The following is a 17,455-nucleotide window of genomic DNA, read 5'->3' as shown; positions in this document are numbered from 1 at the left end:
AATAGTTTACCTTTTTCTTAAGTTTATTGATTGCATCAGCAACCTAAAAAAACTTGGGCCTTCAAAAATTGTAACGAGTAAAGTAACGAAAAAAACTGGTAAAAAAAGAGCGACTCTAAGACCTAATACAGAAATTAAAGCATCATCTAGTTCATAGCCAAAAGACACAAGTAACGATGAAACAATAGCTTCAAAACTCCCAACTCCGCCTGGTGTAACCGAAATAGATAAACCTAAAGTAGCCACTATAAATACAATTATTATTTGAGTAGTATCTAATACCATAGTATTATCAAACTGAAAATATACCCAATATACAAACATTGAACCAGACCAGGCACACGTGACCAACAAAACCTGATAGATACTCAAGCCACTTTTAAAATTGTTCTTTATATGTGAGAGAGCTGATAAAATATAGCTTTTATAGATGAAATTAGGTAATTTTTTATCTAGTTTTTCTAATTCAAAAGGTAAACATAAAAACAAAATAAATATAGCAAAAACAAAAATGGAAGAGGTGATCAAAAACCATCTTAATGATTGATATCCTCCTTCGGGGAGAGGTAAAAAAAACAGTACCGCTAATGAAATCAAAAACAATGCTACAATGTCAAAAAACCGCTCCAAGAATACCACTGATACTCCCATTGAATAGGGAATTTTTAGTTTACTTTTAAAGTAAACCGGCTTAATTAGCTCTGACACCCTAGCAGGTAAAACTATCGAAAACAATAATGATATAGAGTTGCCTTTAAAGGCATTCCACATTCCAATTTTCCCAGAGGAGTAAGCATTCATTCTTTGAGAGTTAATGAGATTGACAAATATTAACGGAATAAATGTTGCGACAATAGCATCAAAAATTTGTGGAAAGTTATATATCAACCCCACAGAGGAAAGTAGAACAAGAAGAATTATTATAATATACTTCATATCTTCTTATATCTAAACTTTATAACCAAGTTCATATCAATTACATGTAATTTTAATGGCCAGTATTTAGTATTGCCATTACCAAATACTTTCTTGCACTCATTTAGTATCTTATTTGCAAAATTTGGGTGTTCCCAGCAGATAATTTTATCCGGGTTTATAGTAGTATTTTTTAACAGCCAACGTCGTGACGTTAAGTATCTACCTAATCCCCAAGCAAATCCACCTTCACTAGGTATAGCTCCAACTAACTCACCTTCATTTTTAAGAACTCTATAAAACTCACTTAAATAACTTTCTATTGGATATAAGTGTTCAAGAGAAAAAAATGAAATTATTATGTCAAATTCCTGCTCTTTAAAAGGCAATTTGAATCCATCATCTCGAGAGACTAATACTTTATTATATTTGATATCAGATTCGGACAATACGTTAGCAGCTTTGGATAAAAAATCATCATCAATGTCAACTAACACATACTCTTTAGGTATCGTACTCCAGTAATGTTTATGTGCTAAAGCTCCAGGCCCTATTTCCAGAACTCTTTTCCCTTCAAGATCTATATCCTTCAGTATTTGATATCCTGCATCATTTACTACCTTTCCCACACCATTTTTTTGAGTACTCTCGTAAAATTTATGGTGGTTTTTCTGCCACTCGACCCAGCAAGAGTCCCCTTCAACTGGCACATATCCATACTTGTCCCTTTCCCCAAACAATTTTGTTTTAATAAATTTAGGGAGTAATCTCTCTATTGTGTATTTTGCCATAGTTACCATTTATCACAATTTCGTTAGTCAGGAATTGAAAACATACACCTCTAATGGAGGCAAATCTTATAGTTCCCAGTAATGCTAGGTATTGACATTAATGTTTTGTCTAATCCAGCTTTCTATACAAAGCAATTGCCACATACGATGAGATTGTATTTCATCCAATGGCCTTATATGTTGTTTTGGAGAGTTTAAATAACTACTACAAACTTTGATAAGCCACTCTTCATTAAATAGCAACCTTAGTCCACTATCGGCCCCTGTTAATCTCGTCTCGAACCATTTTTTTAGCGGTCCTCTTAACCAAAACCTTAAAGGGGTTGGGAAGCCTCGTTTAGGTTGTTGATAGATTTCTGGTAGAAGTCTTCCAACAGCTCCAGCTTTAATAACTGATTTTAAAGTTCCTCCATTCAGCTTCAAACTCCATGGTACTTGAAGGCTAAGATCAAGCATCTCATTATCAAGTAATGGCGTTCTGGATTCTAGTGAATGAGCCATTGATATTTTGTCTTCAACCGTTAACAATCCATTTAGATAGTGATTCAAATAGTTTGTATACAACAACTCCTGTTTATTTCGAGCTCCAATGGTCCAAGAATCAGACTTATAAGCAGATACATTTTCTAATGAGTTTTTGTTTAAAGCTTGTTCCATAATACTTGGATCATTTAAGACAGGAAAAAATTGTCGATACTCATTACTTCTAAACTGTTGAAGAATGAAAAAAACTATATGTGGCAACTCTGAAGCCCTAACTCCAAGCCCTTTTAATCCTCTACCGTAATTATATTTAAGGCTATCTAAGATATAGGCAAGCTTAAATACCGGATACCCAGAAAATAACTCATCACCACCATGTCCTGTTAGAATAACCTTATGAGTTTCAGCCACTTTCTCTGCGACACAATATTGAGAAAATGCCCCCATTCCCATCATCGGATCATCTAATTGGTAAACTAACTTGTCAAAAACTCTAGGCAAATCATGGTAGGATATATCCACTGCTACATGTTTAGCCCCATCAGAATCAGCTTGCTTCTTCGCAAATGAAGTTTCGTCATACCATCCCGACTCACTAAACCGACCAGTAAAACAAGTTGGTCTAGAGCCTATTTTTCCAGCTCTATTTGCTACACTTGCACTATCAAACCCTGCACTCAAATAACTAGCTACAGGTACATCACTTAAGAGATGTCTTTCAACGGCGTTGTCTAGACATTCCCTATATTTTTCGACAACATCATCAAATGATAATGTCGTATCATATGAGAAATTGAGCTTATAGTATTCGGCTTCTTCTATATCTCCATTTCTATCAATAACCATGAAAGAACCTGGTTTAAGGCTTGAAATTCCTTCATTTAATGTCCTACCATCAAAGTAGTTTTGGTAGGTAAAGTATTGCCTAAACCCTTCAAAATCCACACTATTAGAGTAGTTTAAGCTTCTTAGCGCCTTAATTTCACTTGCAAAGCTAAACTGACGATTAGATGAAGTTGAGTAATAAAGGGGCTTTATACCTAATCGGTCTCTTGCTAAGATGAGTGATTTTATTGATTTGTCATATATAGCGATCGCGAACATACCATTGAACTTGACAAAACAATCTTCCTTCCACTCATTCCAAGCATATAATACAACTTCACTATCGCTAGTTGATTTAAACTTATAACCTATCTCTTCTAACTCACTTTTTAACTGAAGATAATTATATATTTCTCCATTTACAGATATGACAATACCATTATGAGAATCTACCATCGGCTGACGACCGGTATCAGAAAGGTCGTTAATTGCCAATCTACAGTGCCCTATTGCCGCAAACTCATCTTCCCATATATCTGAACCATCAGGCCCTCGATGAGACATCAAAGAAAGCATTGATTGAATACGAGTTTTACTCAAATTATCACTAGGGATAATTCCAGCGATTCCACACACTATTTTTTATCCTCTAATTTTTTTATTCGTGAGTTCATGCGCATCATCAAAGTATACGACTCATCAAAATACCTTTTATTTTGAGAAGACAAGAAGTAAAACATCATGAAAATCATCAACATGACTGTAGAAAAGAGAAAAATCAATAAAGAAAGCTGACCATCAACAAAAGTGGTTCTTAAAGCTACATATAGACTCAGGCCATCGCCTAACTTTAGGAAAAATGAACTAACCAACATTAACAAGCTGGATAAAACAACCAATATCAAACTTATAATCGGAACAAATAGTAACATCCCAGGGCTAGTGATAAAATTGAAAATCAAATGAGACACAACCGTTTTACGCATCTTAAATAGCGCGATCTCAGGCATTATCCCCTTATCTTCGCGCTTTCCTCGACTTTTGTCTCGCCAATTTAGTATGGCAGGAACTTCCTTTACATGAAGCCCTAGCAGCTCGGCCTTTTGAATTACTTCTAAGTGAAGGTCTTTTCCATCGCTAACTAATTCTAGTGACTCTACAGCTTGCTTAGTATAACCACGCACAACGCACGTTACGGTATAGTATTTTTTATCAAACCCAGCTCCTAACATTCGGTTGCCCCATTTTGAAAGGGCAGCACGTTGCGCTGGAACATTAATCATCTCACCTTCTGGGTGATGTGTAGATGCCAAGGTAATGTCTGCTTTGCCTGATACTAAGTCTTCTAGAAGGTCTGGTATTACTTCTGGTGAATACGATAAATCAGCATCCATACATACAATGTAATCTCCATCTGAGCAACTTAAGCCAGTTCTAATTGCCTTCCCTCTGCCTGAATTATGTTTATGATGTGCTACTTTTAGCCAGGGCCTATTTTCTAAATTGTTTTCAAGTAGTTCTCCCATACCATCAGTAGAACCATCATTGACAACCACGATTTGAAATTCAGAGGTGACGTGTCTTTCAAGCCAGTTCGATAGCTCATCCATATGACTTAAAATAATTTTTGATTCGTTGTATGCTGGAACAACAACACTTAGATTTACCATATCTAATACCTATTAATTAGTAATCTATTTTATAAACAAAGTATGCGTCATTTTTGTATACTAATTGTCCGGCTGTACTATTGTTAATAGGCTTAGAGGAGACAATATAGTCAACACTATACTCTTTATTCAGCTTCTCAAAATTAAAGCTATCTTTGTAAAATGTTTTTTCAGCTAAACCGCAATACTTATCTGTCGAAGTAGAGCTTAACTCATCTTTATATTCGTTTATAATTTCTTTATTAATCCCAAATATCTTAGCACGACTAAGTCCCTCATCTAGCCAATGACGACTCCCGGTATACAACCAAGCAGTTTTCAACCACTCGTTCACAGTTCCAAATGAACTTCTTTCTGAAAAATCTCTCCATCCTAATGAACATGGCTCAAGTATAAATAAACTAGTAGGGTGAGTATTAGTTTTTGACCACAATTGTACATCTAAAAAACTCTGTGCTTTACTTTTAAACTTTGGCTTTAAAATCCGATTTCGCTCAGACCATGAATAACTTAGATTCGCTATCACTAGAAACAGAGCACACATATTAAAATAATCAAAATATTTACTTTCAGTTATCTTGACAAATTCGAGCTTAGACAGAACCAATATTAACATAGCAAAAATAAAATAAGGAAACGCTTTATATAAATAAGAAAGCTGAACATCATATAACCAAGTCGCACTATTGAATTTATAGTTAAAATATTGGTCTATAGCAAACAAGAAAACTGCCAAAAATAATACGATTACTTTTCCATACAAATTACCTTTATTTGAGTCAAGTACGTAAAACAGTGTATAACTTAGGCATAAAAGTATAGGCCATGATGTCTTTTCTAAAAAAATTACAGATATAATTAAAACTTCAAAAACAAGTTTTATATACTTTTTTCTAGCTAAACTTGCAACGACTTCATTAACAAAAACAACTGTAATGATTGATAACACCAATACAGATGACCTCTGAATTGAAGCCTTTGTCAAAAAAGTGCTAAACTCTAAGTATGAGTTAAGTAACCCAATTAATGCCATTACGTTTAAAGTTACAATTATAATAAAAAGTTCAGACTTAACTCTCTTAACTAGAGAATCACTAAATGCACATATTGAAATAAAAACCAAATTAGCAGATAGATAGGGAACAAAGTATCTATAATACATATCACTAAACATTGCTACTTTCTCAGGAAACCAATGAAAATTAAGAAGCTTAGTGTAAAAGAAAAAGTCTGCTTGACTCATCTGCTCTTCATTTCCAGACCATATAAAAACAAAGAACCATAATATAGATATTGTTGATGACAAGAATAAAGCAATAAAGCCTTTCCACTCAATACTATTATTTTGTATACTCTTAGATAACAATAAAATAGTCGTAGCAACATAACCAAATAAAGACTTTATTGGATGAATAATGAACGATAATGTCAGAGGGATAAAGAACTTATTTGTATAACTAAGAGCATATGCAATAGCTATCAATACTAACCCATCAGAAAAACCGTAAAACTGACCATGAAAATATGGATTATTGAACTTAGCTAAATTGGGTAGTCTACTCCAACTAAAAATAAATAGCAGTACAGATAAAATAAATACAAGCTTATACTCTTTTTTATTTATAGATTTACTAAAAAGATACACACCCAAAGATAAAACGGCAATCTCTAATGAGATCATTAAATACATAGATATCATCGGATCAACACCTAAACCATTTAAAGCAGGGTGCATCCAAGATAATAATGATTTTCCTGTAGACCAAGCCCCACCTGGAAAGTCATCAATAAAATTATCAGAAAGATTTATAGAGTTAGAGAAATCTATTGCTGAAACACCATAATAAGCAATATATAAGTCTAAATCTCCCCAAAACGCATGCACGTATACCGCAAATAGTAACATCGTTGATAAAAAAAATACTAATACCAGTTTTTTTGTAATTTCCACTTATCTATGCCTTAACAATCTCATTGAGAGAATTACTCACTTTGTGGCTTTTATAAGAACATTTCTTATTTCTTTACACATTTTGTCCAGCTCAGACTCGATCAATGTAGGATGAACTAAAAACATTAGACTTGTCTCACCGAGTAACTTTGCATTAGGCAAACGCTCAGCTGGTCTCCATTTGGTATGATCAAAGGCTTTCTCAAGATATACTTCAGAACAACTACCTTGGTATGCTGGAACCCCACAAGCTTGTATTTCATCGACTATTCGATCTCTTGACCAACCATCTTTGAGCACGTCAGGATTAATAAACAAGTAATGTTTATAGCCTGCATGGCAGATATACTCAGGAACGCTGACACGACGAACTAACGGTAGATCTTTTACAGCATCATTAATCAAACTCATATTCTGCTGACGTTTCAATGTCCAATCAGCCATTCTGCGCAGTTGAATTCTTCCGATAGCGCCTTGTATCTCGGTCATGCGCCAATTTGTACCAAAGCTTTCGTGTAACCATCTAAAACCAGGAGGATGAGGTCTATTGTATACTGCATCATAACTTTTCCCATGATCCTTATATGACCACATATCGGACCAAAGTTGCTTGTCATTAGTTGTTACCATTCCACCTTCACCACCAGTTGTCATAATTTTATCCTGACAAAATGACCAAGCTCCGATATGACCTATTGAACCAACAGGCCTACCTTTATATTTAGCTCCATGTGCCTGTGCACAATCTTCTATTACGTAAAACCCGTACTCTTTTGATAGCTCCATTATGCTATCCATCTCTGCTGGCATACCAGCTAGGTGAACAACTATTACAGCTTTAGTCTGAGGAGTAATTACTGCTTTAATCGTTTCCGCTGATATATTTTGAGTATTAAGGTCAACATCAGCAAAAACCGGGGTTGCTCCCGCAGTAACAATGGAAGAAGCGCTAGCCAAAAAAGTACGAGGAGTAGTGATAACATCATCTCCCTCACCAACCTTCAAGGCTTTTAATGCTAAATCTAATGCTAAAGTTCCGTTCGCGACCGCTATTGCATGCTCACAACCAATCCAAGCTGCAAACTCTTTTTCAAATTCTCGACACTCTTTGCCAGTCCAATAATTCACTTTATTAGATAATAATACTTGGCTTACAGCACCTGCTTCTTCCTTTGTATAGGAAGGCCAGGGAGAAAATGGGGTATTTAACACTATATATTCCTCAACTTAAAAAATTGGTCTAGCAGGTGTACCTATCACCGTTGTATTTGATGGAACGTCCTCTACTACGGTAGCTCCCGCTCCGACAATAACATTCTCCCCAATGTTTATACATTGCTTGACTTGTGAACCTATACCGATCCAACTTTCCATATTTACTCTTACATTTCCCGCTAAGCTACTAGAAGGACAAACATGTACCGCATGGTCAATATCACATTCGTGCTCAATAACAGCGCTGGTATTTATAATGCAACAATTACCTATCTTGGCGAATGGGTTAATGACTGCATTGGCCATTACAACACTTCCTTCACCAATAGAGCAGTATTTACTTACAATTGCTTTCGGGTGTACTAGTTTACAAAAAACGCCACCAGCTTCTTTTAAGCTTTGTTGTATTCTATGTCTGGTAGCATTATTACCTATAGCAACTACGATATTGCCATAGCCGTGGATATTCTCTTTCAGACTCTGCAGCTTACCAACCACTTCCCAATGTTCTAATGCATTGGTTTCCGGCCACTTTTCATCAAAGAAATGAATCTCGGTATAGCCACATAATTCAGCTAACTCTGCAACAACCTTTCCATGCCCTCCAGCCCCTACAATCGCACATTTACTCACTAGAGTTACCTTTAAATGGTTCTGTCGTCACATGCCCTTCAGACGACACACCATCTTTTATGAGTACTTTTTTAACCGTTAACAATAGTATTTTAATGTCTGTCCAAAGGGTTGCATTATCGACATACCACACATCAAGTTTAAATTTATCCTCCCAACTAATGGTATTTCGCCCATTCACTTGAGCCCAGCCTGTTACTCCTGGTCTAACTTCGTGTCGCCTAGCTTGAAATGCATTATAAAGTGGCAGATACTCAATCAATAATGGGCGAGGACCAACTAAACTCATATCTCCCTTTAATACATTCCATAATTCAGGCAACTCATCCAAGCTTGTACTTCTGAGCCTTTTTCCAAAAGGAGTAAGGCGCTCCGAATCAGGTAACATCACACCATTTTTATCCAGAGCATCTTTCATTGTTCGAAATTTAATCATCTCAAACACTTTGCCGTTTTTGCCTGGGCGCTTCTGCCTAAATAGGACAGGAGAGCCTAAATTTGAACTAACTTTCCATGTAACAAAAGCCAGTAAGGGAGCAAGAACAATAAGCAAAGTTAATGATACCAGTATGTCAAATAATCTTTTCATCAATAACTACTTATAAATTAAGATAACCGCGTTAGTAACTTTTGAGCCAGTACATCAAAATCATGGTTATTAATCAGGTAATCATAACCAGACAGCCCTTTAGAGCGCAGTACCGGTTCAGCTTCATCTGCAATATCACTGATAATATGATGCAATTGTTGGTGCTGAGATGGGGAAAAGCAATATCCCGCATTTGCTACTTCGACTGGATTATTTGGAGAATCAATTCCTAGCAAAATCATTTTTTTTGCAAACATATAGTCGAACACTTTATTTGGGCTGATACCAAATTTATACAGTTCACTTAAGTCCTGAGAGCCACAATAACAGATGTCTGAATACGATAATGCGGACATAACTTCATCTTTATCTATAGGATCAAAATGAAAAATATTTGGCGACTTACTTTTAAGTACTAACTCATCCTTTAAAGAACCACTTCCGATAAATACAAAAGCTATATCCTTCCGTTCAGCCAGCTCATTAGCAGCATCAATCAGCATCTCCAATCCATTGGGTTTACCCATACTTCCGGTATGCATAATCACCCTAGAATATTTCGATCTTATTACTGCAAGCTCCTTTTTATATTTGTTAGTTTTTTTCCAAGGAAAGTCAGAAATAAAGCCATTTGGTAGGTAAAGGAACCTTTCAGGTTCAACTCCTTTCGGTTCCATGTGCTTTAAAGCATTAGGTAAAACAGATACCACAAGATCCGCGTTTCTATAACCAAACTTCTCCATAAATGCTAATAACAAATATAGTGGATGCCATTTCTTCAACCCCAACAGTAGGTTCAGCGAGAGAGGCCAAATGTCTCGCACCTCAAATACAAGCTTGGCATCGAAATACTTTGCCCATCGATACCCTGAAAAAATATGAAATGGGTGTACTGATGTAACGATGATCACATTAGGTTTTTCCAAAAAACCTGAACTAACAAAGTTTGTTTTCCAACAAGCGTAAGAATACGCGAGCATGTTTTTTATTCTCGAAAAACCATTTCCAACATATTTTGGAGTTTTCAACCACAAGAAAGGTATACCCTCTACGTTCTCCTTTTCGATTCCTAAACTCTGTTCATGATGAACACCTTTCTGCAAATGGTGATAAGACGCAGCAATAACAGAGCATGTAGCACCAGCTTTAAGTAGACCTCTTGCCAAAAAATAAGAGCGCCCCTCTTTAGGGAAGCTCTTAGAACCGGCATAATGATTCATATACCAAATGTGCACTTTATCTCTTCCTATTGACCTTGTTGGCCGTCCAAATACCGTACACTTAATGTTCCATCATCATTAACAATTGCAGAGTCCGGTAGTTGGTAATATGGATTCCACTTTAATCTCTCTTCCAGAGTAAATGCGGTTTTAATAATCAAATGTGGCCCCTCCCTTCCAATGATACTATCATGATAAAGAGTTACCTTCCCGATATCTGTCATTAAAGCATATTGCGGTTTAGCACGGCCACTCAGGTGACCCATCGCCGTAAGCTGCTTAATTAGTTCCAAACCTTCCAAGACCGTTGTCCTAAAGTTATCAGTTCCTTTCATAGGGACCGCATGGAAAAAATAATGTGGTGTTATCCCCAAATATCTGAGCTCGTCGTAAAGCTCAACTAAAGTATCGATGTTATTATTAACATCTTTTAGCAATACGTTTTGGCTATATATGCGACACCCTGACTTTTGAAGGCGCGTTAAAATATCTCTTGTCATTGGCTGAAGCTCAAACGGGTGGTTGATCTGACAAGCGACTTCAAAAGTGAAACGATCTTTTAAGCCTTCAAAAAACTCATAAAGGGATTCATCAAACTTATTGGGAGCTTGAACAGGTAAACGGGTCCCTATTCTCACAAACTGTATATTAGGAGCATGATCTGCGAGTTCAGTAATTAGATATTTTAGTTTTCTGGGAGAAATAAATGGATCTCCACCGGTAATCAACACTTCTTTTAAGTGTGGGTCTTTACCACAAAATACCGCTATCTTCTGAATATCTTCATCTGACAACGCAAACTTCTGATAATAGCCTCGTAAACAGTATACACACTCACTTGCACAAGTAGATAGTAAGTCTATTACGGTAACCCGTTTGTACAACCTTTCTAAACCTTTAGGAAGATCATCACCAACCATTTCTGCTTCATAATGCCTTCTGTTGACTAAACCTGTTTTTTCTTGCACGGGCATCTTAAAGTATTGGTTATAAATGCCTTTATAAGCAGAAGAGTTTACACCGAACTCATCAATCGCTTTCTGAAGAAGTTGGTCTACGTACGAACTAACTTTAGGCTTTTGCTCTTCAGTGATTTTTATTAATAAACCTGCCATGCTTTCCTCACTTACGCATTATTAACTTTGGGAGTACCCAAGAGGTTATCTAGCTTAGTTTTATCTTGTTCTACAACTAATTCCACTTTGTTGTATGCTACGGAGTGATCATTTAATGGTTTTGTAATAATTGCTCCCGCACCAATCAAACAATTATCACCAATCGTAACGTTTTTAGAGGTAATTACAGCCCCGATACCAATAAAGCAGTTTGCACCAATTGTACAACCACCCACTGCTTTGAAGCCGGTTGCGATCATAGTGTTTTCGCCAATAAATTGGTTGTGGCCAATTTGGACAAGATCATCAATTTTTACATTATCGGAAATAGTAGTCGCTCCAAGAGCCGGACGCTCTACTGTACAACAAGACCCTATAACCACATTATTACTAATGTTAATACAACCTAGTTGTGGTACATGAATAACTTTATTTTCTTTCTTGGTATACCCGAAGCCTTCTGAACCTATCACAGTATTATCTTTTATAATGCACCCGTTACCAACAGATACGCTATCTCGAATAACCACATTACAACCGATAACAGTATTAGAACCAATTTTCGTTCCTGGGGCAATTATAGTATTTTTGCCAACCTTAACGTTATATCCGAACTCCACTCCAGGATAAAACTCACTATGATTTGAAATTGTTTGTGCAATCCAGTTAGTAGTTTCTGTTATCAGATAATTATTAATAAAGTCAAAGAAATCGAATTTAGGGGTATTTGTTACAATATAAGACACGAATTCATTTTCAATAACAGTTTCACTTGTACAAAATACCAAGCAAGGTTTATCTATATCCTTTAATAGATCTTTATTTTTAGGATAACACATCATCAGTGCGCCCGAACTTGGCTCACTAATATTTTTTATTTCAGTAACTGATACATCCTTTCCAACTAGCTCAGCTTCAACTATTGACGCAATCTCAGATGCGAGAAATTCAAACGATTTTATTTTGTACATGTGTCCTCCTCGATGACATCCAGTACTTTAACTTTATTTCCTACTAATGGTATCTCATAAACAAAGTTGACTTCCATAGATACAGTTAGTTCATCACGAATGGCTTTGATAATTCTTCTTTTCAAATCATCATTATTACTACTCTGATTAGCATTTATTTCGCACAGAAGATTTAAATGCGTAATCAAATTATCTTTTTTCGTTGCTTGTATTTTATAGGCACCAGTTAACTCTACAAACTTTGTTATTATAGCTCTAACTTGCTCTGGGAAAAAATTAATCCCTTTTACAACGATCATGTCATCTTTTCGACCGACGATTTCAAAGAAAATTTCGCCATCAGAAATATTTACAATTCTGATATTTTCTTTCGTTTCGTATCGTATTACTGGTTGGCACTGTTTTCGAAGAGAACTAACTACCAACTCACCCTCTTCACCCACCTTTAAAGTTTCAAGTAAGCAAACTTCGCCAGATGGGAGCTTAACTTCATTAACATAATTAATTAAATACAAAGGTGAAAATCTAAGTATATTATTTTCATTAGCTGAAGCCATGATGGAGCAAACTTCGCTCATACCATAATTGGCATTAAGAACTATGCAGCCCCATTCTGATTGTAACTTATTTCTAAACTCGTTATTCTGCAATCCACCTTCAGCACCCAAATAGAACTTCCATATATTCAGCTCGTCAGGACCCATATTAAACTCTTTCTCTAACCTTGCTTTTATGGCTGGCAAGTACGATGGTGTACAATGCACAGACACCTTATAGGTTTGAGACATTTTGATAACTAGCTTAATTAATTCTGTTGTGTTACCAGTACCAAAATTAATAACTTGCGCACCAGTTTTCAACATTGATTGAGAGTCTAAAAAACCTCCAGCCCACATTGATAAGTTTAGACAGTTTATCACAACTTCTTGGTTGCCAACTTCCCCCATGCCGCTATAACTATAGCAATCTGCACCAACATCAGTGATAAACTCGATATCTTCTTCGCTAAAAGCCAACAATAACGGCTCTGCAGTCGTGCCACTTGTTCTATATATTTGCTTTATGCTATAGGCAGAGTCAGTAAAATCTCCATAGGGCGGATATTTTAGCTGTGACTTCAATAAATCCTTTTTGCTAGTAAAAGGAATGTCAACAAAGGACTTCTTGTCCTTTGCTTTTTGGACATAATAAGGAATTGCTCTCTGGTTGAGCTCACTTAAAATATTGTTTAAAGTATCCAACGAATCACCTCAAAACACTCTGCATACTTAGCTCCAACCTGAACACCACGAGTTCGAGCCAAAGAATAAATAAAATCTTCACATAGATAATCTCTATTACCTTGAGATTTATACTCAATTAAAGACTTAGATTTAAGAGCGACATGTTGCTCTTCAAGCTTAACAAAACACTTTGTATCAAACGAAAGGTTATTCCATATCAGCTCATATCCAAGAACCGTTGTGTTTTTAAAAGCCCTCAAAGACTCTTGGGCAATTGTCGCATGGTCTTGATGAATATCTTGAAGAGAAGGAGTCAATATTAGGTCAAATGAATTTTCATTTCTTAACTTAATCAGATCTTCTAATATTTCTTGCCTAACATAGTTCAGCTTCCGCACTTGAAAATTATGTATTAACAAGTTATCTTTATCAATTCCAAGAACTGATGTTGCCCTCTGAACCTCTGTTTTCAACACATCTTTAGGAAAGCCTTCTGGGACAGACTCTTCTGCAGTTGAAAAGGCTACATAGGTAACCTTTGAGCCAGCCTCTATTAACTTTGAAATAGTTGCACCAGCCCCCAGTTCTCCATCATCAGTATGGGGAGCTAATACAAGAACATTCCTAAAATTACTTAGCATATTTCTAACCTCAGTTGCATTACCTTTGATTACAAAAGTAATCAACTATTGCCTTTGACGCGTTTCCGCCTCCATATAGATGTTCATCATCTGTCACTTCGACATTTTTCATCTTTTCGTAAGCAGAAGTTATCTTCTCAAAGCTTGCTCCAACGATAACATTTGCATTTACTTCAACTAATTCCACCCATTCAGTCTCATCTCTCATTGTGATGCATGGTTTTCCAAAGAAGTAAGCCTCTTTTTGTAGACCACCACTATCACACATTACCATTGAACAGTTATCCAACAAGTACAACATTTCAAGATATCCAACCGGCTCTATCACATGGACTTCCAAATCAAGTCCTAAAGCTGCAATTTTATTTCTCGTTCTAGGATGTAAAGGAAGGACAACAGGTGTTGATTCATGTACTTTATTTAGTGCACTCACTATAAATCTTAATCTATCAGGATCGTCTGTATTTTCAGCCCGATGAACTGTTGATAAGATAAAGCCATTGTCAAATTTATCTACATCAATATCATCTGGTGACTTGGAATAGTTCTTATAAAATAGTACTGAATCCTGCATTACATCACCAACTTTTAGGATATCAATATTTAGTGATTCATACCCTTCAGAGTCAAGGTTAATTAACGATGATTTTGTTGGACAAAACAATACTGAACTAATGCGGTCTGTTAAGATTCTATTTTGCTCTTCCGGCATACTCATATTAAAACTTCTTAATCCAGCTTCTACATGAGCAACTTTGATATTGAGTTTAGAAGCAGCTAACGCTCCTGCTAAAGTTGAATTAGTATCGCCATATACCATCACATAATCTGGCTGCTCTTTTAACAATATCTTTTCGATTTCTTCTAACATACGTCCCGTCATAGCACCATGAGTTAGTCCTGAAATCTCAAGCTGATAATTGGGCTTTGGTATTCCCATCTGCTCAAAAAAAATGTCACTCATGTTACTATCAAAATGCTGCCCTGTGTGTACAATCACTTCATTGATTTTTTTATTATTTTTTATTTCTTTACTAACTACTGCTGCCTTAATAAATTGGGGCCTTGCTCCAATAATAGTTACTATCTTCATCTTTTAACCTTATTAACAAAAACATCAACCGCTTTACGCACTATGTAAAAAGGAAGCTCTTGTATGTTAAAAAGCCATGTAGCTCTACAAGTTATACATAAAGGGTCATCACACATAAACGCTTTCTTGTTCTCAGAAATTTTTTTAAAATCGACATCATATGCATCATTAGCATTTATCAATATTGAGTTAGCATCTCCAATACTTCCTACTTTTAAAATACCCTCTTTAATGTAGTCAGCATAAAACTTCCCAAATCCCCCACTACATCCACCCACATCAGGTCTCTTAAATAGTATTTTCTTGCCTTCTTTCAAGTAATAAGATTTAAAAAGACCACTCATCAAATTTAGCTTAGTTAAGCCAAGAACCTGTTGTGCATAGTGTACAGTAGTAAAACCTGGACTGTCTTTTACGCATCCAATAAGGAGCATTTTTCCATCTAACTCCATTAGCTTCGAAATAGGCGTATATGACAGAGAAGACTCATCATGCCCATTAACTACAAATTCTGCATTTTTACCAATTGCGACAAATGAGTTAGTGGGATGTTTGCTGCGTTTACATTGAGGATGTTTCAACATTAGATTAGCTAAAGCCCCTGTGTTAGGCTTGGTATCTTTTGTAAATATTATATTTTGAGAATCATTCGATTTTCGAACGAAAGTCTCAGTAAATGCAAGGCCAACAATAGTTCCTTCACAACCAACAGACTCAAGTAATGCATCAATAATCACTTTTTTTGAAGGTCGCTCGATTCTTCCGATGTTACTTAACGAAGCTCTAACAAGTACGGTGTCTCCTTTCTCAACACCCAAGTTTTTTAGATGTCTAACCAAATCCTCTTTACTATACATCTATTTAGCCTCCCTAAGTAAATCACTGACATTTTCGCATAAACTATCTACTAAAGCTCTAAGGCTGGATTCGCTAATAGGAGAGTCCCAGCCATAGTTGATAGAGGAAGTAACCTCATACCCCCCCTCGAGATACTGCCTAGGAGATGGCAAGTAGCCTATCATATCATCAGCAAAACCTAATGGTAAAAACTCAAACTCGGGAAATTTTTCTTTTAGTATCAACAGGTATGGTGAAAGAACTTCAGCTGGAATAGAAATTAATATAACGGAATCAAGTCTTACTAATTTAATTTTAATGAGTTTCTTATACGCGCCGGTGTCGCTAACTAAAGTTAACTCGAATACCTTGGCTTTAAATTCTGAGGTTAGTTCAACCCCACTCTTTGCAACCTCTTGAACTTTATCAGCTACTCTTTCTGAAAAGCATTCTAGATCGTTAGTAGTTGGCACCCCAAACACATCGCCATAGAGAAAAGACTTAACACGTTGCCTAAGAGTTCCTTTAAAGAATCCCTTCGTTACAACCTTAGGTCTAACATCTCCACAAAAGCCTTGAAGAAAAAGTGAAAAAACAGCCCCTGATCTTTCCAAATTTTTAGATACAACCCCCGGAAAATCTGAAGATATTTTCGTGTTCGAGGCAAAAACAGGGTGGCAAGATAAATTAAAAATCGTTGAAACAACTCTCCCCGATTCATCAGTTACGGATAACACCCTCAAACCATTATCTATGACTTGATGTTCGTTTGGGAGAAACAAAGCTTTTTTTTTGAATGTAAAATTAAAGTAATCTGGAACGCACTTTCTCCGACCTATAAGTAAGTCTTTTCCCAGATCACAAGACGAATATATAAGTCTAGATTTGATAAAGTTAGAACCCAATTTTGGCATCTTATCTTTTATAGTATTTAAAATATGATTTTTAAACACAGTGTCTACATTACCAAACAACTCAATAGTTAAATTAGGAGAAGAGTGAGTATGAGTGGCATTACAAATAATAAACCTAGAATCAATACCATAAGCTTCTTCAAAATAACGATAAATCTCATCAGCTAACCAAGTTGGAAAATATAATGTATCGAGGCTAACAACAATCAAATCGTCTGAGCTATGAGTTTTAAACCAAACCAACCTCATTCTAACTTCTCTAACACCAAACTGAACTTCTGACAAGTCCCTTTTGCCGAATCCTGCTAGATCATACTTATCATCTGACGGAGTTAAGTCTATATTTAAAAAATCAAATTTAATCAAAAC

The 17,455-nt window shown here is 36.0% G+C and carries 16 protein-coding genes; all 16 read right to left on the bottom strand.

The window, feature by feature from the left end; all coding sequences use genetic code 11:
- Positions 1–6: 6 nt before the first annotated feature.
- Positions 7–936, bottom strand: a complete 930-nt coding sequence (locus tag SNR28_RS10390; RefSeq protein WP_375752271.1) for a lysylphosphatidylglycerol synthase transmembrane domain-containing protein — start codon at positions 934–936, stop codon at positions 7–9.
- A complete protein-coding gene (locus SNR28_RS10385; RefSeq protein WP_375752270.1) occupies positions 933–1,706 on the bottom strand; it encodes a class I SAM-dependent methyltransferase in 774 nt (257 codons plus the stop codon). The genes SNR28_RS10390 and SNR28_RS10385 overlap by 4 nt, the downstream gene beginning before the upstream one ends.
- A gap of 84 nt (positions 1,707–1,790) precedes the next feature.
- Positions 1,791–3,650 carry an asparagine synthase (glutamine-hydrolyzing) gene (asnB, locus tag SNR28_RS10380; protein ID WP_375752268.1) on the bottom strand — a complete coding sequence of 620 codons (1,860 nt, stop codon included), beginning with the start codon at positions 3,648–3,650 and terminating at the stop codon, positions 1,791–1,793.
- Positions 3,650–4,684 (bottom strand): glycosyltransferase family 2 protein, encoded by a 1,035-nt coding sequence (locus SNR28_RS10375; RefSeq protein WP_375752266.1) that lies wholly within the window; start codon positions 4,682–4,684, stop codon positions 3,650–3,652. Before SNR28_RS10375 ends, asnB begins: the two co-directional genes overlap by 1 nt.
- Before the next feature lie 16 nt (positions 4,685–4,700).
- Entirely contained in the window at positions 4,701–6,635 is a 1,935-nt protein-coding gene (locus SNR28_RS10370) for a hypothetical protein (RefSeq protein WP_375752264.1), read from the bottom strand.
- Positions 6,636–6,671: 36 nt separating this feature from the next.
- On the bottom strand, positions 6,672–7,847 hold the full coding sequence (locus SNR28_RS10365) for a DegT/DnrJ/EryC1/StrS family aminotransferase (RefSeq protein ID WP_375752263.1): 1,176 nt from the start codon (positions 7,845–7,847) through the stop codon (positions 6,672–6,674).
- A 15-nt stretch (positions 7,848–7,862) separates the two neighbouring features.
- Complete coding sequence (locus SNR28_RS10360; RefSeq protein ID WP_375752261.1) at positions 7,863–8,483, bottom strand: acetyltransferase; 621 nt, start codon at positions 8,481–8,483, stop codon at positions 7,863–7,865.
- On the bottom strand, positions 8,476–9,072 hold the full coding sequence (locus SNR28_RS10355) for a sugar transferase (RefSeq protein WP_375752260.1): 597 nt from the start codon (positions 9,070–9,072) through the stop codon (positions 8,476–8,478). Before SNR28_RS10355 ends, SNR28_RS10360 begins: the two co-directional genes overlap by 8 nt.
- Before the next feature lie 17 nt (positions 9,073–9,089).
- Positions 9,090–10,307, bottom strand: a complete 1,218-nt coding sequence (locus SNR28_RS10350) for a glycosyltransferase family 4 protein (RefSeq protein WP_375752259.1) — start codon at positions 10,305–10,307, stop codon at positions 9,090–9,092.
- Between the two features lie 11 nt (positions 10,308–10,318).
- Positions 10,319–11,407 carry a hypothetical protein gene (locus tag SNR28_RS10345; protein ID WP_375752258.1) on the bottom strand — a complete coding sequence of 363 codons (1,089 nt, stop codon included), beginning with the start codon at positions 11,405–11,407 and terminating at the stop codon, positions 10,319–10,321.
- An 11-nt stretch (positions 11,408–11,418) separates the two neighbouring features.
- Positions 11,419–12,378 carry a DapH/DapD/GlmU-related protein gene (locus SNR28_RS10340; RefSeq protein WP_375752257.1) on the bottom strand — a complete coding sequence of 320 codons (960 nt, stop codon included), beginning with the start codon at positions 12,376–12,378 and terminating at the stop codon, positions 11,419–11,421.
- Complete coding sequence (locus tag SNR28_RS10335; RefSeq protein ID WP_375752255.1) at positions 12,366–13,619, bottom strand: phenylacetate--CoA ligase family protein; 1,254 nt, start codon at positions 13,617–13,619, stop codon at positions 12,366–12,368. Before SNR28_RS10335 ends, SNR28_RS10340 begins: the two co-directional genes overlap by 13 nt.
- On the bottom strand, positions 13,607–14,242 hold the full coding sequence (locus SNR28_RS10330; protein ID WP_375752254.1) for a PIG-L deacetylase family protein: 636 nt from the start codon (positions 14,240–14,242) through the stop codon (positions 13,607–13,609). Before SNR28_RS10330 ends, SNR28_RS10335 begins: the two co-directional genes overlap by 13 nt.
- Positions 14,243–14,261: 19 nt before the next feature.
- A complete protein-coding gene (wecB, locus tag SNR28_RS10325) occupies positions 14,262–15,335 on the bottom strand; it encodes a non-hydrolyzing UDP-N-acetylglucosamine 2-epimerase (protein WP_375752253.1) in 1,074 nt (357 codons plus the stop codon).
- Positions 15,332–16,192 carry an AAC(3) family N-acetyltransferase gene (locus SNR28_RS10320; RefSeq protein WP_375752252.1) on the bottom strand — a complete coding sequence of 287 codons (861 nt, stop codon included), beginning with the start codon at positions 16,190–16,192 and terminating at the stop codon, positions 15,332–15,334. Before SNR28_RS10320 ends, wecB begins: the two co-directional genes overlap by 4 nt.
- Complete coding sequence (locus SNR28_RS10315; protein ID WP_375752251.1) at positions 16,193–17,452, bottom strand: hypothetical protein; 1,260 nt, start codon at positions 17,450–17,452, stop codon at positions 16,193–16,195. It abuts the gene before it with no gap.
- Between the last annotated feature and the right edge of the window lie 3 nt (positions 17,453–17,455).

This window comes from Vibrio iocasae (assembly GCF_042245395.1).
GTDB classification, from domain to species: Bacteria; Pseudomonadota; Gammaproteobacteria; order Enterobacterales; family Vibrionaceae; genus Vibrio; species Vibrio iocasae.
The sequence above is the reverse complement of the archived record's forward strand: the minus strand, read 5'-3'. Positions and strand labels throughout refer to the sequence as shown.

What these genes read in the sequence shown, in the direction of transcription:
- wecB (WP_375752253.1), bottom strand. Translation starts at nt 15,335, where the DNA reads ATGAAGATAGTAACTATTATTGGAGCAAGGCCCCAATTTATTAAGGCA.
- SNR28_RS10330 (WP_375752254.1), bottom strand. Translation starts at nt 14,242, where the DNA reads ATGCTAAGTAATTTTAGGAATGTTCTTGTATTAGCTCCCCATACTGAT.
- SNR28_RS10355 (WP_375752260.1), bottom strand. Translation starts at nt 9,072, where the DNA reads ATGAAAAGATTATTTGACATACTGGTATCATTAACTTTGCTTATTGTT.
- SNR28_RS10345 (WP_375752258.1), bottom strand. Translation starts at nt 11,407, where the DNA reads ATGGCAGGTTTATTAATAAAAATCACTGAAGAGCAAAAGCCTAAAGTT.
- SNR28_RS10390 (WP_375752271.1), bottom strand. Translation starts at nt 936, where the DNA reads ATGAAGTATATTATAATAATTCTTCTTGTTCTACTTTCCTCTGTGGGG.
- SNR28_RS10385 (WP_375752270.1), bottom strand. Translation starts at nt 1,706, where the DNA reads ATGGCAAAATACACAATAGAGAGATTACTCCCTAAATTTATTAAAACA.
- SNR28_RS10375 (WP_375752266.1), bottom strand. Translation starts at nt 4,684, where the DNA reads ATGGTAAATCTAAGTGTTGTTGTTCCAGCATACAACGAATCAAAAATT.
- SNR28_RS10340 (WP_375752257.1), bottom strand. Translation starts at nt 12,378, where the DNA reads ATGTACAAAATAAAATCGTTTGAATTTCTCGCATCTGAGATTGCGTCA.
- SNR28_RS10320 (WP_375752252.1), bottom strand. Translation starts at nt 16,192, where the DNA reads ATGTATAGTAAAGAGGATTTGGTTAGACATCTAAAAAACTTGGGTGTT.